Source organism: Chthoniobacterales bacterium (assembly GCA_035274845.1).
Taxonomy (GTDB): domain Bacteria; phylum Verrucomicrobiota; class Verrucomicrobiia; order Chthoniobacterales; family UBA10450; genus AV80.
This window is the reverse complement of the sequence record DATENU010000002.1, coordinates 160,838-184,104: the sequence shown is the minus strand read 5'-3', so window position 1 is coordinate 184,104 and position 23,267 is coordinate 160,838. Positions and strand designations below refer to the sequence as shown.

Annotated in this window: 16 protein-coding genes; 6 read left to right on the top strand and 10 right to left on the bottom strand. The window is 55.5% G+C overall.

Translation table 11 applies throughout. From position 1 onward, the window contains the following. Window positions 1-1,099: hypothetical protein (locus VJU77_01155; GenBank protein ID HKP01943.1), on the top strand; the 1,099-nt coding region annotated here is incomplete at its 5' end. Window positions 1,100-1,260: 161 nt separating this feature from the next. Here VJU77_01155 and VJU77_01150 read toward each other — a convergent pair. From VJU77_01150 to VJU77_01125, 6 genes are all read right to left on the bottom strand, one after another. Then, a complete protein-coding gene (locus VJU77_01150; GenBank protein ID HKP01942.1) occupies window positions 1,261-3,510 on the bottom strand; it encodes a hypothetical protein in 2,250 nt (749 codons plus the stop codon). Between the two features lie 197 nt (window positions 3,511-3,707). Next, the gene (locus tag VJU77_01145; protein ID HKP01941.1) at window positions 3,708-5,096 is read right to left on the bottom strand and encodes a DNA sulfur modification protein DndB; all 1,389 of its coding nucleotides are present in this window, start codon (window positions 5,094-5,096) and stop codon (window positions 3,708-3,710) included. A 5-nt stretch (window positions 5,097-5,101) separates the two neighbouring features. Continuing rightward, window positions 5,102-5,647, bottom strand: coding sequence for a GIY-YIG nuclease family protein (locus VJU77_01140; GenBank protein HKP01940.1), 546 nt, complete (start codon window positions 5,645-5,647; stop codon window positions 5,102-5,104). Window positions 5,648-5,650: 3 nt separating this feature from the next. Further along, window positions 5,651-6,460, bottom strand: coding sequence for a phosphoadenosine phosphosulfate reductase family protein (locus VJU77_01135; protein ID HKP01939.1), 810 nt, complete (start codon window positions 6,458-6,460; stop codon window positions 5,651-5,653). Next, the gene (locus VJU77_01130; protein ID HKP01938.1) at window positions 6,453-9,911 is read right to left on the bottom strand and encodes a hypothetical protein; all 3,459 of its coding nucleotides are present in this window, start codon (window positions 9,909-9,911) and stop codon (window positions 6,453-6,455) included. The genes VJU77_01135 and VJU77_01130 overlap by 8 nt, the downstream gene beginning before the upstream one ends. Next, entirely contained in the window at window positions 9,904-10,833 is a 930-nt protein-coding gene (locus VJU77_01125) for a DUF4007 family protein (GenBank protein HKP01937.1), read from the bottom strand. The genes VJU77_01130 and VJU77_01125 overlap by 8 nt, the downstream gene beginning before the upstream one ends. A 936-nt stretch (window positions 10,834-11,769) precedes the next feature. Here VJU77_01125 and VJU77_01120 point away from each other — a divergent pair. From VJU77_01120 to VJU77_01100, 5 genes are read left to right on the top strand one after another with little or no spacing between them, the layout of a single operon-like run. Further along, window positions 11,770-13,083 carry a TolC family protein gene (locus VJU77_01120; protein HKP01936.1) on the top strand — a complete coding sequence of 438 codons (1,314 nt, stop codon included), beginning with the start codon at window positions 11,770-11,772 and terminating at the stop codon, window positions 13,081-13,083. Beyond that, on the top strand, window positions 13,080-14,390 hold the full coding sequence (locus tag VJU77_01115) for an efflux RND transporter periplasmic adaptor subunit (protein HKP01935.1): 1,311 nt from the start codon (window positions 13,080-13,082) through the stop codon (window positions 14,388-14,390). Before VJU77_01120 ends, VJU77_01115 begins: the two co-directional genes overlap by 4 nt. Then, on the top strand, window positions 14,384-17,566 hold the full coding sequence (locus VJU77_01110) for a CusA/CzcA family heavy metal efflux RND transporter (protein HKP01934.1): 3,183 nt from the start codon (window positions 14,384-14,386) through the stop codon (window positions 17,564-17,566). The genes VJU77_01115 and VJU77_01110 overlap by 7 nt, the downstream gene beginning before the upstream one ends. Continuing rightward, entirely contained in the window at window positions 17,563-17,973 is a 411-nt protein-coding gene (locus VJU77_01105) for a MauE/DoxX family redox-associated membrane protein (GenBank protein HKP01933.1), read from the top strand. Before VJU77_01110 ends, VJU77_01105 begins: the two co-directional genes overlap by 4 nt. A 4-nt stretch (window positions 17,974-17,977) precedes the next feature. Beyond that, entirely contained in the window at window positions 17,978-19,039 is a 1,062-nt protein-coding gene (locus VJU77_01100) for an alpha/beta hydrolase (GenBank protein HKP01932.1), read from the top strand. 2 nt (window positions 19,040-19,041) lie between these two features. On the opposite strand, the gene VJU77_01095 is transcribed toward VJU77_01100, so the two are convergent. The 4 genes from VJU77_01095 to VJU77_01080 all read right to left on the bottom strand — a co-directional run bounded on the left by VJU77_01095 (window position 19,042) and on the right by VJU77_01080 (window position 23,245). Next, window positions 19,042-19,290, bottom strand: a complete 249-nt coding sequence (locus VJU77_01095; protein HKP01931.1) for a GDCCVxC domain-containing (seleno)protein — start codon at window positions 19,288-19,290, stop codon at window positions 19,042-19,044. Between the two features lie 599 nt (window positions 19,291-19,889). After that, window positions 19,890-20,594: a hypothetical protein gene (locus tag VJU77_01090; GenBank protein HKP01930.1), complete on the bottom strand. Its 705-nt coding sequence runs from the start codon at window positions 20,592-20,594 to the stop codon at window positions 19,890-19,892. Between the two features lie 392 nt (window positions 20,595-20,986). Then, a complete protein-coding gene (locus tag VJU77_01085) occupies window positions 20,987-22,024 on the bottom strand; it encodes a hypothetical protein (protein ID HKP01929.1) in 1,038 nt (345 codons plus the stop codon). A gap of 276 nt (window positions 22,025-22,300) precedes the next feature. Further along, a complete protein-coding gene (locus VJU77_01080; protein ID HKP01928.1) occupies window positions 22,301-23,245 on the bottom strand; it encodes an AAA family ATPase in 945 nt (314 codons plus the stop codon). Window positions 23,246-23,267 lie beyond the last annotated feature (22 nt).

Here is a 23,267-nt window from a genome sequence, read left to right as displayed (position 1 = left end):
AATGAGCGGAGTCACTTCCAGTGTTGAACTGATCAAGCTGACCTTGTGCGGCCCGACCGACGTTGCCAAAGAAATGGCGCTGGCAGCGGAGGCGATCAATGATTGGAATTGCCAACACGGCGAGCAACGCGGGTTTTGGGTAAAACACCAGCACTGGTCGACTGACAGCTACCCAGACGCGCAGGAAACTGGACAAGGCGCAATAAACAAGCAGTTGATCGATTCAACTGATATTCTGGTCGCGATCTTCTGGTCCCGAATCGGCACTCCCACGATGAGCGCAGAATCCGGCACGGTCGAAGAAATCCAACGGGCTATCGCCGCTGGGAAAAAGGTGATGATCTACTTCTCTGATCTTGAGCCGTTACCCGCGGGCGCGTCGGTCGACCAAGTAAAGGGATTGTCCGCCTTTCGCGAGCAACTCAGAACCCACAGATCGTGTTGGACATTTCAATCACGAAGCCGGTTCCGCGATGACTTCGCGAACCACCTCGCGCTCATGCTAAATGACTTTCCACTCGGACGAAAAGGCCGTGCGCGCCGAAAACCAGCCGACGCCTCAGTTCATCAAAGCGCCCGCGGAAGTGGAAACATTCAGATCGCTGGTGATGGGAATGAGGTTCATCAGTATCAACGACCGCCCGTCATCAAAACAGTCCTGGAGCGGCGTCCTGGCAGCATCACTCCTGCGGAAGAGCATCAAATTGGCGAATGGATCAAAGAGCTAGCCGAAGGCACGATGGGCAAGTCCCGAAAGGAAGCCTACGGCGAATGGGGCGGACGGCTCTTGAAGCGGTTCAAGGTGCCGAAACGCGACGCACTGCTTTCCGCCGACATGGACGCTGTCGAAGCATGGCATCGGCAGCAGAAAGCAATTCAGACAAGCGGATACAAGACAAAAGCTCCCGATGAGTGGCGCACCTCGCGGATTAGAGCGATCAAAGCGGCGATGAACAGCATGGGGAAAAGAAACGAGACTTACTATCCCGAGCTCTCTGACCGTTTGAATATGAAGAGGCCGTTCACATCATTGACGCGCCTGACGAAAACGGATTTGAGCCGCGTTTATCAAATGGTGCTGCGCGATTCCCGGCGGTGAGGTTGTACGAGCAAACGGGTACTCAAGTCAGGTGTTTCCTCATCCAACGTCGATGATGGAATCTCCTTGCCGACAAGTGCGCGCCAGCTTCGGGATGAAGGGATACAAAACAAGACCGCTACCCGCCGCATTTGAGATGAGCCGATCGAATCGATCCTGATCTAATCGGCGAGCGACGCCATCAGTTGTTCGCTTCCGAAGTTCAGAAGAAAATCCGCATAGTAGCTGCTGAAAACGTCTTTTAGATATTCGCCAACATCGACGTCTTTATCCGACTGCTTGAGTTCGTATTTTCGGCTCTTCGTGATACTGAAGAGGAAGATGGTGTGGAAATAAACCGAGCTGATATATTTCTTCTCAGCGAGTTCTTTGCTTTCGACGCTGAGGCCTGTCTGCTTGCTGAAATGATTCCGAAGCGGACGACTGTCCATATTGATGAAGATGCGCTCCAGATTCCCCTCGCCGTTGAGCATCGGGTGCATCACGACCTCATAATCCATCACCACACTACTCTCGCCGAGTCTCTCCCACGTCATGACGCCAGGGTTGTCGGCACGGGTCTCTTTGTAGACCAGAACGTAATCGGGGAGACCCGGAGGCTCTTCCTTATCTTCTTCCTTCTTTGTCTCTTTGGGCTTTGCCAGTGGCTCGACCACTTTTAGCCAAAATCGGGCTTCCAGATCCTCCGGCCCTCCGAGCCGGGCTTGAATTTCGACTTCGTCTCCAACCTTCAATTCTTCGGTCGTGTGCAGGCCGATCCGAATCGTACCGTCTTTTGGGCTCGATTTTCGGATGTCGAGAAGCTTGTCCGGCTCCGTCACTGGTCCTTGCGCGTTGCCGCCGCCTTGCTCATTTCGGCGGAATTGCAGGACCGAAACTTTCAATTCGCCCGGATCTTCCGACCGATCGAAGTAGTTATCCTCTACGTCGGTAGCGAACCGGACGGTTTTGTCGTCTCCCGAAGGGATGTGGATAAACGGCTCGCCTTTCCCGCTCTTCAGCCGAAAGAACGATGGATAGCGTTTCGCCTCGAAGGGTTCCTTCGTTTTGACCGGCTTCCGCACCTCCGGCTTCTCTCGCTCCCTTTTCGTACTGTCGTGCTGCTCGATCTTGAACGTCTGATTGAGCAGGCGCATCAGGTCTTTGTTAAAGGGCAGGTCCTTCGAGAAAGCTTTCAGCAGATCCTTCGCGTCGCCTCCCTCGACCGAGATCGCGTTCTGCCTTCGCTTGTAGATTTCTGCGAGTTCGCTCTTCTGCAGAGCGGAAGCGACGCGTCTACGCAATTCCGCCGTGTCGTCGCCCGACTTCAAGCGGTCGCGCGAGGCCATGAATAATTCGCTCCGGAAATCGTAGCTCAACCCGGTGCAATCGACGTGAATCAGAAGGTGATTCTTGAGCAGAGGCATCTTCAGAGTTCGCGTGATGAATTCTGGTCTGAAGTGGCCATGCACTTGACCATTGAGGCTGAACAGCACCGTCATGCTGTCGTGAAAAAACTCGGTCTGAACGATGTCCCTCGTTTCCTTGACCGAACGGTCTTCCACCTTAGCTCGAAAGACGTAACAGGTGATCTTCATCCGCCCGATATCGTGATCGGTTTCATCAATCGAGAACTTCGTCTCGACATATTTGTTCTCCTCGCGCTCCAGTCGGTTCTTGAGCCCGAAACAATCAATTTGCAGGACTTTGTTGCGCGGATAGCGCTCTGGCGTGTCGACGAGGTAGATCGGAAGAGCCGGCTCGAACAGGAATTGATCGATGGCCCGACGCGGCTCTTGTGGAAGCGCGCCGCGCGTGCCCGCCGGCAGGTCGTATTCGTAGAGCTTGATCACGGTGCCGGTCTCAAACGTCCGGTTGGCCAATCCGAGATCCAAATCAGCGATTGGAAACCGCGGAATCTGGTCGTCGATCTTCAAGTATTCGTACCAAGTATTCTTCTTGGTCTTTGCCTCGTCCTCTGTCAGAGGGTGCTTGCGAATGAGAGTGAACCCGAAATCACCGCTCTTATCGAAGCGTCTCGAACCAACGAGGTGATACCGATGCTTGCCGCAAAAGACGATCGCACCCGTTCCACCCATGTTGTATTTGCCCTGAACAAACGGAATCTCATTCTTGTTTCCGCGTAGAAGCGAAAGGAATGTGGTTTCGAACGCGTCGGGATGCTGCCCTTCGCCATCATCGTAGATCAGCAAGCATGGCGCCTTCGTTGAACCACTCGCCACAATTTGAATAGACTCTGCCTGCGCGCGGCGGTTCGGCGCTAGATGCCAGCCTTTGGAGGCAGTGCCGAAAAAGGACTCGATTGCTTCTGACATCGTGGCCGGCGCATCTGGCAACTTTGGATCGAGGCCAGCTTCGAGACAGCGCTTAAGCAGGATCGCATCGATGGAATTGGTGATCTTCTCAATCAAGGCCGCAATCGGAGATGATTGCTGGTTTTCGATTATTCCAAAATTGCTTTCGTTATCGCCAAGAGGCCGCCATGTCACAGCTTGCTCGTGGAAATGTAGCGCCGCACTTATGGAGTCTTCAGCGTCTGCAACGATGAGTTCGTTCCACAGTCTTCGCGATATCTCGATTACGCTCATTTCCACCCAGCTTCATCCGGTCAGGCACCCGCTCTCTTCCAATATTCAGTCACGATCGAACTTGGGCGCGAGGTGTGAGCTTCGTAATCGCTGCACACCGACTTGCGATCGGCGGGGCTCCCGGCCGCTATAGCTAAGATCCGCCTCGCTAAATCAACAGGCCCTTCAGCCCAGCTCATTCGGCCCTTAGCATCAAACATCAACCCGAAAAACGGATTCGCGTCCTCGGGTTTTCGACTGAAAAAGCCACGATCAATTAATCCCGAGACCTTTTTGCCCACTTTCTCAAGCGCGGCTTGGTCCCGGCGCGGTTGATGCCGAAACGCTTCGATCATCGCCCGAAACATTACCTTTTGGCCGGCGACGGTGAAGCACAACTGTGCCGTTCTCGCTGCCTCCAGGGTCTTTGCCTGAGTCCGATCCAAATGCATGCTCTCTGGTTGAGGCATTAGCGTCACGTGCGCGAGCCGCAGATGCTTCCGCCAGTTCTTTACCGGCCCAGTCTGCTCAAACAAGTACGAGACTCCCTTTGCCGCACTGACTTCGAAGCCGGGCGTTTTCTCGTAGTATTTCTTAATTAATTCATCTCGGTCCGTGTCGGTGCCACATTCCATACTGAGTTCGTCACTGAAATCAGATAGGTAGTAGATTAGGGCATCTTTCAAAACATTGATTGTCGAAAAATACGGGTCTCGGGGTTGAAGATTGTCGCCGCCCGTCCACTTAATTACCAACTCGTCAACTAGCTTTTGCTCGATGAGCGATCGCGTCATGACGTTGAAGATGTTGGTGTCGTCGATAAGTAACAACGTCGTTTTGTCTACCGATCTCGCCGTCTTGTTCAACACGGCAAAAAGATTGCGCACAGCTCCTATTGTCTTAGTACGAACGTCTGGTGTCTTTTTTCCTATGCGGCCCAACTCATCAACAATTACAAACACGATCGCGATGTCGACGTCGGTATCTGGTCCCGTGGCATCTCGTTTAGCCTTCCAGTATTGCTGAAGCGCAACGAATCGATGCTGTCCGTCCAAGACAATTCGACCGACTTCCTTAACTATTTTGAGCTTGCCGAGGCCTCCGATTGGAATGCCTTGATCATCCTTGTACTCTTCGAAATCCCAAAATCCCTGCATCGAATTTGAATCAGGCAGAAGAATGCAAACAAGCGCATTAAAAAAGCGCAAATCATTATGCTCCAAATACGGAACGATCTCCCGCTCAACCCGCTTCGTGTTTACAACTCGCTGTATGCGTTCGCTAAAAGTGAGAGCGTCTTGTGGGGCTAATGTAAGATTCTCCGCTGTGTCGCGAAGTGAGGTTTTGGTAACAAAGTATATTACACGTCCGTAACTACCACGAAGGGCATGATATTCGATGAAGGTTGGAGTGAGATTGCGCAATTTCATATAGATCACGTCTTTTGGTCGCAGAATGGCGGATTTATCGTCTGAATGAGAACGCTTTCGATCAAGCGAACGTGCGCTGCATCCATGAACATCGCGAACAAAACGAATTCATTCGGTGGACGCTTATGCGTTTCTTTCATCGACCACAGAAAGCCGTTGTCGTGGTGCGCACGGAAACGAGTCCGTAAATCTTCCGTCTTTCCGACGTAAAGAGGTTCGTTGAGAAATGAAAGGAACAGGAGGAGTTCTCGGATAGGTTGATGCTGGCCGGGAGGTAGCTGCTGGCAGAGTTCGCGGCCCTTGCCCCGAAAACGACTCGGGTTTCCTCTAAAGTTCAAGTGAATCTGAAAGGGCCAACGGCTTTTGTTCAGGGAGACTTCGCGACCGTACTTCGTGACAAATGTATCGATTTCATCGATTAATGATCCCCGGGAGAAATCCAGAGCCTCGTAGAACGCATAGACAGCCGCCTGATCCTTCGGTAGCAGCTCCGCCGATGACTGGACGGCGCTATACGCGTGGCAATCTCGAAAGAGCTTCGACAGGTCCATGAATCACAGTTGACATATTAGGCAGGCCTTTGGCCCATCGTCTTCGTCTTCCATCCCCGCCAATACTTGCATCAAGGGTTTGTTCGGCCGGTTGAGGCTCCGGCGTCGCTCGATTTCGGCATAACGACGCTTAATCGCGGCCACATTTCCAGGCTTCCGAAGTTCACTCAGTGGCATCCTTTGCACCCAGGTAAATGTCTTGCCGGGCTCGTCACTGATCTTTTCGTAACTTTGTGCTTTGTCGAACTGATCTGGATGTGTCTCCAGCAACCGCACCCACTCGATCGGCCGCTGAAAGAAGCAGAAATAGCAACCCGAATGTGTTCTGCCCCACTTCAGATATGGCGGCAATCCGATCCCGCTGTCTTGGAGGATCTTCATCACACCCGCGTAACCCACTCCCGCTTCCTTGAACGGGAACACCGCGGTGATATTCGATTTTGTGCTGATGTAACCGATACGATCTTCATCAGCCCGGAGCCCCACATAGCTGATCACGGGATCATCACCGACAAATTCTTCGAAAGGAAACAACTTCAGATATTTGGTGCACCAGCGGACCTGGGGAGAAGGCAAATAACCTCCGAACGTTTCCAGCCAGTGGTCGAACCCGCGCGCCGCATTGAGCCGAATGATCCTTTTTCCAAGAAACGCTTCGACCTGATTCAGGTATTCATACGTCTCGGTGAGCTCTTTCTCAGTGTCACAGAAAACATATTCCATCTCGGGGACACGATCTCGCATGAAGAGAGCGAGCGCTGTGCTGTCCTTTCCACCAGACATGCAAAGAACGTGTCGCGTAGGTTTATCCATCTGATTTTTTCCCATTCTTTTCGAAGCTATTCCAAATAGCACGAGAGGCGGCCGCTAAAGCAAGACGATGGTCGCCGGCTAAAAGGCCCTCGAACTGACGTTCCAGTTTTCGGAGTCTTGCTTCCTCGTCGGCACTGAAATGCACAACCTCCTCATGCTCCATGCCGCTCGCCCGCGTCACAGCGAGCCGGATCGCAGAATCGTTCTTCCGTCGCCCCTTCGAAAACACAACGCTCTCAACTCGGTGGAATCTGGATGAGGCCTCCGACAAAGCGGTATTGAAGCCGTCCTCTTCTGCATCATGCCACTTCGAAGGAGGTTTCAGAGCCAAATAGCTCCCGAGAGATTCCAGCCAATCCGACTCAGGCAGGTTCTCATCGATTAATCGGAGGCAAAATGCACGAAGCTTGGGCTCAGTAATGCTGAGCAAAATCTGTTCAGCTCGCGTGGCGAGATTTTTCCTAAAGCATTGGAAGGAGCCGGGCAAATTGAAGGCGACGCGAAGCTGTTTACGTAACCGCTCTTCGAGCTGAGGATACGCCATCCTCAATTCATCCAAAGCGGTTCGAAGTGATTCGATGAACTTCGTCGCTCCTTTACCGTCGGTGCGTTTGGCAGTGATAGGCTTGAATCCACAGGCTTTCGGCAGGTCCGAGAAGAGCAACGTCGCGGGCTCGTGCGCATTGAGGATCGCGTCACGCACTGAGAGCGTGGTCGGCGAGAGTTTGCTAGTATTTCGGACATAGGGCGGCAGTTCAGCGACGAAAACGCAGAGGCGCCTCACCACGTCCAGTAATTCAACCTCGCGGTCTTTCGAGCGATCGATCTGAAGAAGCGCGACCAGCTTGCTGAACAGCTCTGCGCGGACTCCTTGGATCTTACAAAGCTGAATATCGAAACGCTCGGGGGCCTTCGTAAGAAGCAGCATTGCCTCGCCTTTCATCTCGCGAAGAAACGTGCCGTCGTTGTAAAACGCGACATCCTTCTCGTGCTCGATCGCGAACGCGGCGAGCAGGAGAGGCATCAACCCATCGCGAACTCCATGAGGAGGCCGGCGCAGATCATTGAACAATGTGGCGACATTGACGCGCTTGTCGGGTTCGCGTTCAACAATCTCCTGGATGAATGCGAGCGAGGGAATGACTCGGCAGGGCTTGTCCAAAGTTTGGTCAGGCGTGCCAATTCGCCAAGAGTCGCCAGCTGGCTGGTGGATTCCTGAATTCTTGAGAACGGAAAGATAGATCGACATTTCCGGCGGCTTTTTGTTCGGGTCCATTCCCAACCAGGGCTTGTCCGCGTTCTCGAACATCCGTTCCATCAATCTCATCCGCGCCGCCGCGGCCGCAGAACTGAGCGATCGTCGATTTACGAGCTCATTTTGGATGCGGGGCGCATCGGGATAAATCTGGTCGAAAATTTCAGACAACTTTTCGAGAAGTTGACGACCATTAGCGATCGCCTGCTTTTTGCCCTTATGAAACCAGCATAGGGAGGTCTCTGTCTTGAACTGCTTGAAACTGACAAAGCTTTGAATTCGATGCGCTAGTTGTAACCGAGCAGCGTCCTTCTGCCGCGCGACTTCCTCACGGGCGTATTTGTCCGCATTGAGCTCAAGAACATGAGTGGAGACCCAATCCCAGCGTCGTGCTTCCTGAACCAGGCTGGCTAAATTGCTGAGCGGCTGAGGGACGGCGAGCAGCCATGCTTCTCGCTCTTTCAGTGAAGCGTATTTCGCGCACTTTTTCGCTGCCTCATGCTCTTCCGGTGTTTCACACAACGGCACGAGGATCACCCCATCTGCATTAGATGAGTCCTCGTCTAGTGCTCTGGCGAGTTCGGCGACGGAACAGTAGCGCACGTCCCAATGACGGAGATTGCCCGTTTGAATATAATGCCGCCGCGCGACGATGGGCCGAGTCTCAAGAAACTCTTTGACGAACGGGGCTACTCGCTGGGACGCGGTCGAGGTTTTCTGTTTGGCGTCGTCGTAGGCTTTGTCGAGGTTAACCGACGTGTGAGGCCAAAGGCAAAGGCCGCGCGCACCGCGATCCCAAAGCACGCGTTTCCCGGTCCGCAGCCTCTGCAAAGCGGATTTAACCGCCCCTCGAGACATTCGGTCGCTGCCGGCGACAGCGCAGAGAACCAATTTGTCGGTGACAGGGAGATCATCGTCATCGTGCAGGTTAAGAATTCCGACCGTTTTAAGCAGTCGTTTCTCCAATTCATCCTCAGTGGCGAAGCTGTCGATCATCGAAGAGATCAAATTCCAATGACTGCGGTAGGTCTGAACGGCCAGTCGGTAACCAAAGTTCGCGCGGACGTAGTCGTAAAGATCGTGAAGCCGGAATAATCCACCGTCCTTAAGCGGCTTTTCGGCAAAAGCCTGTAAACCGAAAGGTTCGTTTGATAGAAGGAAGCTGAAAAGAGAACGCTCATTTTGGCCGAAGCGGCGGAAGGTTCGAATGAGCACTGGCAATACGCTCGGATGTAACGGGAAGAGCTGAACGGCTAATGCGGGGGCATTCTTAAGCGGGGTAGCGCCGAACCATCCGAGATCCGCCAACTGATCGGCAGCGTCCATGATTTCGTCGGACCGATCTTGAGGGATCTTTCGAAGGGAAACCTGCAAAGCGGAGGCGATGAGTTCAGCTATTTCTTCAATTGGCTGTTCAAACACGATTTCCTCGAAACGGCCGGCGATCTTTTCCCATTCCCGCTCGGTTGATTGGTCAAGCTGATCGGCATAGGCGCTGAACCCCTGATGAAGCAAACTAATGATGAACAAGGGTTCTTCAGCGCTACGCGATGCAGTCTCTGCAAGGCGCTGTAGGAGAAAAATGTCCTGCCGCTCCGGATGAAGGGCCGCGTATTCTAGCGCCTTCCCAAGCTCGTCTAAAATTAGCACTAAGCCCTTGGCTTTCGAATCAACGATCAGCTGTGTATTGAAACGAGTGACTAGCTCTAGGATTTGGTCATCCGTCGGCTGCGATTTCGAATCGGCGAGCCGACTGATTTCTCCCGCCAAACCCCGCCTAGCCCGGTGACCGTAGGTATCGCTGGCCGCTCGCTGGAGTGAGTTCAGGATCGAAATCGACAATGGCTGGCGGGCGCACGTGACCAACACTGCCAGAAACTGTGGCCGCTTTTTCCCGAAGTGGGTGACACTGCGGATCTGCGGCGGTAGATTCGATTCCCGACCGGCGAGAAAATGCGCCAAAAGCACTGCAAAGCTTGATTTCCCGGCTCCGTAATGGCCGGTGATACGCCAAGCCCGGTGACCGGAGCGGGGCTTCAGTCCCTCAGCGATGCGCCCCAGAGAGGATCGGGTAAAATCCGTGAGGACGTATCCCTTCAGCGCCGCCGCTGCATCGCGAAAATCGCGTTCGAGGTGTGCGGATCGCAAGAATCGAGTTTCGATGTCAAGGACGTCCGCGATTCGCTTCTCAGACATTCACACCCTCCAAAGCGTAAATGGTCGACAGCAATTCCTTCAGATCTAGATCACCGCGCCGTCGAAGCTGCTGCAGACTGGCCGCCTCACTGAAACTGAGCGCTCCTCCGGAATCTCGATCTATCGTTGCCAAACGAGAGCGGATATCCTCCTCCGGAATCTTGAAAATCTGTCCGGGGCTTCCATAATCAGTCGCGAGGACTTTAGACGGCAACGTCTCCTCTTCCGGATGCCGCCGGAGCCAAAAATCGGCCACACAATAGATGAACAGCTCCGGAGAGATATCCGGCTTTTCCTCACGGCGGAAAGCGTAAATTGTTTCGTGACGCCCCCCTACGTCCAGTTCGCGATCGCCCGCTTTGATCAAGAGCTCAAGTTCGACCAGAGGTGAGTCGAGGTTATCTTCTTGCACTTCTCCCTTGCGTCCACGCGTGGGGACGTACGTGTGAAGAAAAGTATCGAAGTGCTGTTGGATCGTCGCCGCGGATAGATGCTGATCCTGCAATTCTGCCTCTTTCTGGAGCGCTTTGACTACAGTACTCGGAACAAGCTTCGGATCCTGCCAGCGATTCAACAAATAGTCCCAAGCGAGAAGCGATGGTTGTATCGTGGAAAGCTTCCAATGCACTAACCACAGCGTGCGAAGGTCCTCGAGAAAAGGGTCCGCGCCATCTTCGCCGAGTATCATGCGACCGAAGTCTGTGACGGCATAGCCAGATTCTTTCCGCGCCGTTTCAATCATGCCGGAGGCTTGCGCCCAAAACCGGATGGAGCGCACCATGTTTTTGCCTACGCCAAGATCGACCATCGCCTGCGGCTCGTCGGAAAACAGTTGCGGTTTTCGCTCAACCCACGACACCGCCTTGGGAAGCCAGGCGTAGCGGCAGGGAAAGGATTCGTGGCCAGAAATCCGGTAGGGCACATTCCTCTATGCATAAGAAAAAGAGGACGGGCGAGAAATATTTTACGCGACGCTGCACGGTCTTTTAAGGCGAATTCAAAAACGCGAACGCTTACAACTGCTGCCTAATCATCGTGGAAAATTCGGACGAGGTCATCCAGGTCACCTTTTTATCTGACCGACGCCCATGAAATGCGTGACGGAATTCCTCGACGGGCCATTCTCTGGCCGAACAGCTATGTTCGCCACGCTTGATAGCGGCTGCGCCGCGGCGAGACTGTGTCCCGCCCTGTCTCCCCACAGACTCGCGAGTTTGCCTGCCCGTTGTAGGTGATCATCTGCGCCGTCCTCGCAGAGCTCTCAGCTGTTCCGCCCCACACTCCCATGCGGACTGCCGGACGCTCCACTGCGGGTGCGCAGATCATCACGGGGATGGCTCACCGCAACCACCCCAGACTAGCTTTCGCCTAATGGCGCTCCTTGTGCTATAAAACGGGTGATGTCCGGCAAGATCACGGTCGCCCTCGCGGTAGGACTGGCGCTTTTAACGGCGACAGTTCGCTTGCCTGCTGCGGTGCCGTGTTTTGTGACGAATACTCCGAGTGAGAAGGCGTGCGAGCCAGGCTGCTGCGCAAACAAAACCTGTTGCGCGACATCACACGAGCGGACCGGGCCACCGGTTCAACCGCTGAGTAAATCCAGTTCCGATCAACAGATCGCGACGATTGCTCCGGCCGTAGCCATCCCGCTGCCGCTTCAACTCCCCAAAGCATCGCCTGTTTTTCGTAGCGCAGATTTCGCCGCGCATTCGCCGCCAAGACTTGCGCTTTTCTGCACGTTTCTCATCTGATCCAAGGACGCTGACACCCGAGGTGTGCCCATTGTCCGAGCTCGCCACGGCGAGTCTTCGACCCGACTGGCACACGCACTTCGTGTTTCAACCGCAGTCCTGGATCAATGAAAACAACTTACCTTTTATATCTTACTTTAATTCTACTTCTGACCGTCTCGCCCGCCACGGCGGGTGATGGGGAGTCGGCCGTTCGGGGCGGCCGGCTTTCGCTGGATCAGGTCACTAGCGTCGTCCTGACAAGCAATCCCGCGCTCAAAGCAGCGGAGAAAAAGTGGCAGGCGATGAAGGCGCGCGTGCCGCAAGCCGCCGCTTGGGAAGACTTGCGCGCACAAGGCATGTCGCGCGTTCAGCGATATGTCTCGATCCCGCCAAATGCGTTCATGGATCAGACTTTCGCGCTTCAGCAGGAAGTTCCGATCACCGGAAAAAACCTAAGTCGCGCGCGAGCAGCGACGGCGGAAGCGGGCGCCGCCTTTGAAGATCTGCGGCGGACACAGCTCGATGTGATTTCGCGCACGCGCATTGCGTTTTACCGGCTGGCCAACGAATACGCGCAGCTCGAAGTCAATCGTCGCAACGTCGAACTGCTTAACCAATTCGCCAAGATCAGTCGCGATCGTTACGAGGTTGGCAACGCCGCGCAGGCCGACGTGCTTACCGCCGAAACCGACGCGGCCAAACTGAGCGAAATCGAATCAGACATTCGCCGGCGCGTCTCCGATGCGCAGACCGCGCTGAATGTGCTGATGAATCGGCCGCCGCAATCGACGATTGCGGAGCCAGCAACAATTGCCTTCGAGCCAATCCGTTTTTCCTTGCCACAACTTCAGGCCATGGCGCTGGCCGCGCGGCCGGAAGTGCAACGCGCCCAAAGTCGCGTCGACGCGGAGAAGTTTCGCGTCCAGTTGGCGAATCGGCAGTGGGTGCCCGATCCTACGGTCAACGTTCAAGCACAACGTTACAACGAAGCCAGTCAAGCCGTCAGTGAGTTGGACGTCGGCGTTTCGATTCCTCTGCCGTTCTTCAACGCGCGAAAATATTCCGCGGCTACGACCGAGGCAGAGCGCAATCTGGAAAGTGCGCAGCACGAACAAGAGAGCACGCGCACCGAGACGCTTGGATTGGTGCGCGACCAGCTAACGAAGATCACGACGGCTGCGCATCATTACGAGCTGTATCGCGACAAGATTGTTCCGCTCGCACGCCAAAGCGTGCAATCGAACCGCACCGCCTACGAAACAAGCAGCGCGAATTTTCTCGCGCTGATCACGGCGCAACGGGTTCTGCAGGACGCGGAATCGACAGCCCTTAATCATCTCGCGGACTACGAAACCGCTCGGGCGGAGCTGGACGCCATCGTCGGGATCGAGCAGCCGCTCGCGCGAGAAACCCTTCAAACGAGGAGGCAATCAAAATGAAGAGACTCTTTCATAACGCGCTGTTGCGATTCGGTGTTGCCGCGCTGCTCATCATGTTCACGCCGGCGTGCTCCAAGCAGGGCAACGGAAAGGACAGCAGCATCGATTACTGGACCTGCACCATGCATCCGTCGGTGCACGCGAAAGACCCGGGCAAGTGTCCGATCTGCGGCATGCAACTCGTGCCCGTGATGAAAACTAGCGCGAGCACGGCTTCGCCTACGTCGGCTGGCGGCATGCAAGGCATGGAGAACATGCCGGGAATGTCAGGCATGAAGAGCGGCGACACGAAAGCCGCCGCCGAACGTCCTCGCGAGTTCGTCGTCCCTGTCGAGCGGCAGCAACAGATTGGCGTGACTTACGCCACTGTCGAAACGAAACCGCTCCTGCACACGATTCGCGCTATCGGCCGCGTGATGCCGGAGACGCAACGTGTCTGGCGCGTCGTTTCACGCACGAGCGCATACGTGCAGGAGCTAGGCGTGAATGCGCCGGGCGAGACCGTGAAAAAAAACCAGGTCTTGATGAAGCTCTACAGCCCGGAATTATTGACGACGCAACGCGAATTAATTGATCTACTGCGCACGCGCGATCGTTCGAGCGCGAACGCGCATTCGGCACGCGAAGATTTTCAGGGACTAATCGAATCGGCGGAGCGTCGGCTGAAACTCTGGAATATCACGGATGAACAGATCGCCGAAATCGAGCGAACAAAGCAGCCGCAGGAATCATTGCCGATTCTCTCGCAAGTGGATGGCGTGGTGCAAAGCCTCCCCGTTACGCAAGGAGCGAATGTCTCCGTCGGCAGTCCGCTGGTGGAAGTAGCGGACCTATCGGTTGTCTGGGTCTGGGGGGAATTTTACCAGGACGAACTGCCGATGCTGAAAGTCGGCCAGGAGATCAACGTCACTTCATCGTCTTATCCCGGGGAGAAATTCGGAGGCCAGATCACGCTGGTCGATCCGTTCATCGATCCCGCAAAGAGAACCGGCCGCGTTCGCGCGGACATTCAGAATCCGGAACTCAAACTGAAGCCCGACATGTATGTCGATCTTCTGCTGGAGATGGATATGGGCCGGTCGCTCGTCGTTCCGGTAAGCGCAGTGATGCCGACAGGCGAGAGAAACATCGCCTTCGTGGATAAAGGCGAGGGAAAACTCGAACCGCGCTTCCTCGAACTCGCCGGAAAGTACGGTGACGTTTACGCGGTCAAAAGCGGATTGCGTGAAGGCGAACGCGTCGTTGCGAGCGCGAATTTTCTGATCGACGCCGAATCGAAAATCCAAGGAGCGCTAAAGTCGTGGTAAACGAACCGACATCGTCTCCCGGCGCTCCGCGCGTGACCTTCATCGAGCGCGTAATTGAAGCGAGCGCGCGAAACAAGTTCCTCGTTCTTGTTTTCGTCATCTTCGGTGTCGCAGGTGGAATTTGGGCGCTTCAGCGCACGCCACTCGATGCGATTCCCGACCTGAGCGACGTGCAGGTAATCGTTTATACCGATTGGGAAGGCCGCTCGCCCGACCTGATCGAAGATCAAATCACCTATCCGATCTCCAGCACGTTCATCGCCGCGCCGAAAGTGAAGTTTGTTCGCGGCGAATCGATGTTCGGCAAGTCGTTCGTCTACGTCATTTTTCAGGACGGCACGGACATTTATTGGGCGCGATCGCGCGTGATCGAATACCTGAACGCGGTTCGCGGCTCGCTGCCGGAAGGCGTGAACCCGGTCATCGGCCCGGACGCGACAGGTGTCGGCTGGGTTTTCGAATACGCGCTGGTTGATGAAAGCGGCAAGCACGACCTGGCGCAGCTTCGCAGCATTCAGGATTGGAATCTGCGTTATGCGCTCTCCTCGGTGAAAGGCGTTGCGGAAATCGCGCCCGTGGGCGGATTCGTAAAGCAATATCAGGTCGATCTCGACCCGAACAAACTAGTCAGCTACGGCATTCCTCTTGCCGATGTGGTGAGCGCGATCAAGGCGAGCAACGCCGATGTCGGGGGAAGGACATTCGAGGTCGCAACGACAGAGTATTTCGTGCGCGGACGCGGTTACATCAAAAGCGTCGCAGACATCGAGAACATCCCGCTGAAGGTCGTAAACGGCACACCGGTTTACGTGAAGAATGTCGGGGTCGTGCACCTCGGCGGCGACATTCGCCGTGGCATCGCAGAGCTGGATGGGAAAGGCGAGAGTGTCGGTGGGATCGTCGTGATGCGTTACGGCGAAAACGCTCTCACCGTCATCGACGGCATCAAAAAGAAGCTGGAGCAAATCAAAGGCTCCCTCCCCGAAGGAGTGAAGATTGTTCCGACGTATGATCGCAGCGACTTGATCAAGAACTCGATTGCGACGCTGCGCCGGAAGCTGATTGAAGAAAGCATCGTCGTTGCACTCGTCTGTATCATTTTTCTCTGGCATCTCCGTTCGGCTTTTGTCGCCATCATCACGCTTCCGATCGCGATCATTCTCTCGTTCCTGCCGATGTTCCGGCTCGGACTGACGAGCAACATCATGTCGTTAGGCGGAATCGCGATTGCCATCGGCGCGATGGTCGATTCAGCCATCATCATGGTGGAGAACGCGCACAAATTCCTTGAGCACTTCCGGGAAGAGAACGGGCGCGAGCCAGACGCGCGCGAACGCATTAGCACGATCATCGCAGCGGCGAAATCAGTCGGCAGGCCGCTCTTTTTCTCGCTGCTGGTCATCACCGTTAGTTTCATTCCGGTCTTTTCGCTCGAAGCGCAGGAAGGCCGGTTGTTCAAGCCCCTGGCGTTCACGAAGACGTTCTCAATGTTCTTCGCCGCTCTTCTCGGGATAACGCTGGTGCCGGTGCTCATGACGCTGTTGATTCGTGGGCGGATCAAGCCGGAGGCGAAGAACCCGGTGAATCGATTTCTGATTTGGGCTTACCAGCCCATCGTGAACTTCGTGCTGCGACATCGGGTTATGACTCTCGCCGTCGCCGCATTGTTGCTCGCGATCACGATCATCCCCTTCAAGCGGCTTGGCTCCGAATTCATGCCGCCGCTGAACGAAGGAACGATCCTTTACATGCCCACCGCTGTGCCCGGCATGTCGATCACCGAGGCAACAAAGATCATTCAGATACAAGATCGACAACTCAGGAAAATCCCGGAGGTGCAGACCGTTTTCGGGAAAGCCGGGCAGGCCGAATCGCCCACCGACCCTGCGCCGCTCTCAATGTTTGAGACGGTGGTGACGCTCAAACCGCCGGCTCAATGGCGACCTGGAATGACGTGGGACAAGATCACCGCCGAGATGAACGCCAACATCAAAACCCCCGGCATGGCGAACATCTTCTGGATGCCGATCCAAACGCGGACCGAAATGCTCACGACAGGCTTCCGCAGCAAAGTCGGCATTAAAATTTTTGGACCGGATTTGCGCACGATCCAGGAGATCGGCGTGCAGATTGAGAAAGCGCTAAGCGATTTCCCTGATACGCGCAGTGCCTACGCGGAGCGGACGACAGGCGGCTATTTCCTCGATTTCGAAGTGAATCGCGAAAGCGCCGCGCGCTACGGGTTGAAGGTGGCCGACGTAAATGATGTCGTCGAAAGCGCCATTGGTGGAAAGAACATCACGACCACGGTAGAAGGACGCGAGCGGTATCCGGTCAGCGTTCGTTATGCGCGCGATTTTCGCGAGGACCTCGACGCGCTCAAACGCGTTCTTGTCGCCACGCCGACAGGCGCGCAAGTGCCGATCTCGATGCTGGCCGATATTAAATACAAAACCGGTCCGCCATCAATCCGGGATGAAAACGGGCAGCTCGTCGGCTTTGTCTTCGTCGACATCACAACAAGCGACATCAACGGCTATGTGCGGCGGGCGTCGCAGAAACTTGGCCAGACAATTCAGTTCCCGCCCGGTTATTACATTCAGTGGGCAGGACAATTCGAGTACCTGCAAGCGGCGCTGAAGAAACTCCAGGTCGTCATCCCGTTCACACTCCTCATCATCTTTGTGTTGCTTTACATGAACACGAAATCGCTGACCAAGACTGCGATCGTTTTGCTGGCCGTGCCGTTCTCACTCATCGGCGCGTTCTGGCTGATCTGGCTGCTCGGCTACAATATGAGTGTGGCCGTCTGGGTGGGAATAATCGCCCTTGCCGGACTCGACGCAGAGACAGGCGTGGTCATGCTGCTCTATCTCGATCACGCCTGGGAAAAATTTCGGGCCGGAGGCCGGATGAATTCCATCGATGACCTTCACGAAGCGGTGAAAGAAGGCGCCGTTCAGCGCATCCGGCCGAAAATCATGACGGTCTGCGCAATTCTCTTTGGGCTGCTGCCCATAATGTGGTCGCCCGCCACCGAAGCCGGCGCCGATGTCATGAAGCGCATCGCTACGCCGATGATCGGCGGTGTTGTTACAAGTGCACTTCTCGAACTTTTGCTCTACCCGGTGATCTACGTCCTCTGGCGTTCTCGCAGCATGAAAAACTCTCCATGAAGTTTTTGAAGATCACGCTTGGTATCCTAATCGGCGGAGTCTTGTTCGTCGCCGCAATCGGAAAGCTTTTGGATAATCGACATTTCGCCGAAGCGCTGGCGGCATGGCGGATATTTCCGCGCTGGAGCCTACTGCCGCTCGGTGTTCTGGCGTCGCTTCTTGAATTGGTCTTGGCAGCGTGGTTATTCTCCAACTGGCGCCTGCCGCAGGCGGCTCTCGCTGCCGTGATCTTTCATCTTGGCTATTTCGTAGCGACCGTGATTGCGCTGCTTCGTGGCATTCGATTGCCCGATTGCGGATGCTTCGGAATTTTGTTTCCGCATCCGCTGAACTGGGCCATGGCGTTTGAAGATTTCGGTTTCGCCATGCTTTCGTTCGCTCTTTATTTTCTGGCGAAGAAACGATGAGCGGATGAAGCGCTTGCTGACGTGGGGCTTCATTCTCTTGGGCTTGATAGCGACCGGCCTCGTCGTTTCGCGCCTTGTTCTTCAGCGCAGGGTTGCTGCGCGAATTTCGATCACATCGCCGAGCGGCATCGATTCGCTTGAAACGGTTTCCCTTGGAGGCACGGATCAATGGATTTTGATTCGCGGCTGGGATCGGACGAAACCGCTATTGCTCTTTCTGCATGGTGGTCCTGGATTCCCCGAGATGCCTTTCGCCCACGTGAACACCGCTCTCGAAAGAGATTTCGTCGTCGTGCACTGGGACCAGCGTGGCGCTGGCAAGTCTTATCCGGCGCCGAAGCAGTCGCTCGACGTTGAACAATTTGTTTCCGACACACGCGAGCTGACCGATCTACTCTTGAAACGCTTCAGTGCGCAAAAGTTGGTTGTTGTAGGCCACTCGTGGGGTTCGCTGGTTGGTGCACTTGCGGTAGCGCGCGATCCCAACAAGTTCTTCGCCTACGTCGGCATCAGCCAATTCGCAGACGCGCCGGAATCCGAACGAATGATGTATCAATGGGCGCTCGAACGAGCAGAGCAAACATCGCAGGTGCAGGCTGCGCGCGAGCTGAAGCGAATCGGCTTACCGCCGTACGAATCGATGCGCGACTTCCGTACGATGAAGAGGTGGGTCGCTCATTTCAACGCCGCTGACTACCGCCCAATCAGTCGCCTCCAATTTGTTCGATTGGCGTTCGCATCGCCAGTTTATTCGTGGCGCGATCTCATGAATCTTGCCTGGGGCGTACGAACTTCCTTCGACGAGCTGTGGCGCGAAGTGTTTTACAAGACGAACCTATTGCGCGACGCACCGCGGATCGACGTTCCGGTTTATCTTTTCGAAGGGAGACATGATCGACAGGTGACGGTTTCTGCAGCGATGGCTGAGCGCTACTTTGCCGCGCTCGATACGCCCCGAGGCAAACAGCTCATCTGGTTCGAAAACTCCGGTCATTGGCCCCAACTCCAAGAGCCGGAGAAGTTCCATGCTGTTCTCAGTCAAACAGTGGTCAAAGACCTGCGATAAATTCAGGCGCAGCAGACTTTGCCGGTCTGAATGGGTGGACATGGAACGGAACCGTAGCTGCAAAACACGCAACAATCTCCGGGCTCCGGTTTAAGGCGCGCATGGCAAGCGAGGCAATCGTAGAAAAACACACAAGCATTCGTCGGCATTGTCTGTTCGCTGCGATGTCCACATCGAGGGCAAGTGATAACTGAGTTGAGAACCGGAGCTGCCCTTTTGTTTCTTTTGCCGGCGGTGAACCGATTCCAAATCGTCGCGACCAGCAACCCTCCCAAGCCGGTGTAAAGAGCGGTTGGCGTCATGGAGAAATAAAACGCGTAGCCAAGAACCGCTGCACTGACGAATCCCAATATAATGGGACCAGGTCGCCGATGCTCCAGGGTAGCCAAAATCAACCCGACTAGCGCGAGTGCCGCGAACGCTTGGAAGATATAAAGCACGGCCGTTTCGTACCGGCCGAGCGTGCTCAGCCCGACGGCCGCACTAGCGGCCGCGAATACCGGAAAGCAACAGGGAGCAGCGATTGCCGCAATCAACGCGCCGGTAGAGCCGGCACGATCGAGAAATTTCAGGGCACCGCGCATTTGATCAATTTAGAGAGAACCATTGCCGGTCCAAACAGCATCCGCGGCCAGCGCACGAAAAAAGATTGCGGCGTAACCACCTTTGATGCGCTTCGCGCGGGAGACTGTGTTCGCTGTCGCTCGGCACAGACTCCGGGTTTGCCTGTCGGAGGTGTGATCATCTGCGCCGTCCTCACGGTGCTCTCGGTCTTCCGGCCCATGCTCCCTCTCGGAAACCGGACGCGCCGCTGCGTGTGCGCAGATCATCACGGTGAAACGCTCATCGCCTACGGCATCAGCTCGCCAGCAATTATCCGCAGGCTGACCGCCATTGCATGCTGCGCTTCACGATAGCACTCCCACAGACGTTGCGACGCAAGCGCGCCCTTCTCGTAACGCGCACCGACCGTCGGATAAAGCGGAGGCGCCTTTTCCAATCGAGCGCATTCTGCTGTCGGTAACGCGCCCGCACATTCTTGGACGACCAGCCGAAGATCATGGCTGATCCTCTTTCGTGCACGTTCGGCACTGAGCCCCGCTTTCACAACAGCCAAACCTTTGAGCGTGCTTTCGAACGCGTCGCGCGAGAGCTCTCCTGCTTTTTGATTCGGCGGGACCGCGAGCAAACTCTCGGCAGCCGCCAAAAGCGCCTTTTCTCCACCGGCCAAGAACTCTCGGGCCAGTTCAGGCACATTCGCGTCGTCGATGAATCTTTGGCGGTTCATCTGGTGTTCGCAGTCGAACCAATGCGCATCCAATTCGTCACGCGCGGTGGAGTTCCAACCAAGATGCGTGAAGAGCGCCGGCGGCATCCCGACGACGAATCGAATCGGATCGACTGTGCATTGTCCATAGATCATCGGGACGATCACGGGCCAGAACGCCGTGTCATAGAGGAAGCATGTCTGGCGAAAAGGCGCAGCATGCTCCCGCCCCAGCGAAGTGTGCTCTTTGAAGAACGCGTAGATCGCAGCGAAGGCTGCCGTCGACAAATGTGATAATAGCAGATTGAAACGCGGCCCAGATTGGTCGTTTTGTTCCGCCCAGCGCTCCAAGGCTCGGAACGGCCGCTCGCCAGCCGGAAGTTCCAGCTTCCGAAATTCATCGTTAGTATTGATGAGCCACTCCTCGGGAGGAATCGGCAACTGCGGCAACATCTCGCAGCTTGGCACGAACGCACCGCCGTTCGCAACCACGCCAACCGCGTTCTTTGGTCGATGCGGCTGGGCCGCGGCGAGACTGTGTCCCGCCCGTTTAGCGAGTGATCATCTGCGCCGTACTCGCAACGCTCTCCGGCTGTTCCGCCCCTTCCTCCCTCGCGGAATACAGCCGAAGCCGCGTCGCTACGGGTGCGCAGATCATACGAGAGGCTCAACGCGGACAGTCATTTTGACAGACTCGGCCAAATTGCAGCAACCAATGCGTCGAAATAGCTCACTGGAATTGGCAGCGTAATGAGGCAAAAACTCTCCCCATAACCTCGCGACGTGCTTTGGTACTGAAAGCCGCTATGGACATAGAGTCCCGCTTGATCCCCCGCTCGTAAAAGCTCGGTGCAACGGCGCTGCTGTTCTTCCGGAAGCAATGCCCACTGTTTGTTGCCTAACAAGGTAACGGCATTTCGCACGGTCGCCCGGGTGCTGAATATAAGACGTTCGGGCGCCACTCGGACCGGACGCTTGAAACCCTCTACGGTCATTTCCACTTCTCGAACTCCTTCCGCGCCGACTCGAAACTGTGAGAAGCCGATCTGCTTCCGAAAACCTCTCGCTGCGCCGGACGATTTGATTTCAACCTCATTCAAAAACGCCCAAAACCGTTCAACGCCAGCGCCGGCATAAGAAACGTATACGTCGTCAACGAATTCGACTGCTCTCCCGTCCGTTTTGATGATTCGGATCGTGTGGGCCTTACGCGGCCTTCCAAATTTTGTCGCAACCCTTACCGCTTCCCCTTTGCCATTTACTAAGTCTGGGGCTTTCGCCGCGGGATTGATGCGAAGAAGCGAAGCCGCAATCTTTGGATCGTTTAGTTCTTCCAATTGGCTCAGAGCGTTCGCACGGAAATCGTCATCTAGCGGTTGGAAGTTCCTCACGAATAGGTGCCATAGTTTTCCGCGAATTCGGTGTTGATAACCGCGGATGCAATCCGGAGACATAAAGTCTTCAAACGTCGCCGCGCCAATCCGCATCGCTTCAATGTCTCGAGCAAACAGTAACGCAAGCTCTGCGACACTCCCCGCCCCCAAAGCGGTGGAGTTAATGGGACTTTTACAGCGGCTAATTCGATCTTCGAAAACTTTTGCCAATGTGGTGCGGTCATGAACTCCGGTTTCCTTGCGTGCGACTCGGAAGATCAGTCGTAAGACATCCACGTTGCTCATGACTTCGTCACGCTGTTGATAGAGGTCAGATCGTTTCACGATTCCCTCCAATAATCTCGGTCAGTCCACGAAGGGCGCATCTTGCGACCGACGTCGAGACATTACGACCAAGTGTGTCCCATCCAAAACGAGGCAGATGCGGCTTCGCCGCGGCGAGACTGTGTCCCGCCCTGTCTCCCCACAGACTCGCGAGTTTACAGGCCCGTTGTTTTAGGTGTGATCATCTGCACCGTCCTCACACCGCTCTCCGGCTGTTCCGCCCCTTCTTCCCTCACGGAGACAGCCGAAGCCGCGTCATTGCGGGTGCGCAGATCATCACGGGTTGGTCGCTGATGGCGGGTGCGGCTGAATCGGCCGCAGCAAGAGTTCGTTCGCGCAGATTGCGAATTCCAAATGCCGGGAATGCACTTCTCCGAGTGTCGCATCGACTATCGCACCCCGTAGATGTTTCTCGATCGCATCGCGTAAAGGCCGCGCACCCAGGCGCGGATGAAAGCCGCGTTGCATAACGAAGCTGACGAGTTCCTTGCTCGCTCTGAGGTGAAAGCCTTTATCACGCAAGAAGGAAAGTTCGCGATCAATATGAAAGCGCGCGATCTCCATTTGCACGTCATAGCTCAACCGGTTGAACACCAGCTTCTCTGCGATGCGCGCATAAAGCTCCGGGCGTAGGCAGCGTTGCGCTTTACCGAGGACGTGACGTTCCATGGTCGTGAACGAGGAATGCTGCACGCCAAGAATATCCGAAGCGGCAATGTTTGACGTGAAGACCACATAGAAGCCGCTGAGGTCCAGCGTTTCGCCGCTGGCCATTGTTACACGTGCCGCGTCGACGATTTGCAGAAACAAATCGAGCACGCGCGGATGTGCTTTTTCGATCTCATCAAAAAGCAGTGTGCCGGTAGCTGATTTCGCGCGCGCCAGGCCGAGCAGACCAATCTCACCGACACGGCCGCCGATGAGCACGGCAAGGCTCTCCTGCGTTTGATACTCCGACATATCAAAGCGGAAGAGCTTGTCATCGCCCATCAGGTAATGAGTAAACGCAATCGTCGTTTCAGTTTTGCCGACACCGGTTGGGCCTAACAAAAGGAAGCTGCCGCGAGGACGGGAGGGACTCGTCAGGCCGAGCTCGCCGCGATGAAGCGCAGCGACAATGCGGGGGAGCACATGATCCTGTCCGCGGATCTGTTCGCAAAGATGCGCTTCGAGATGACGAAGGTGGTCGAGCCGGTCGGCTGAAAGGTTGAGTGCGTCCATCCCTCGAAGCGTGCCAGCACTC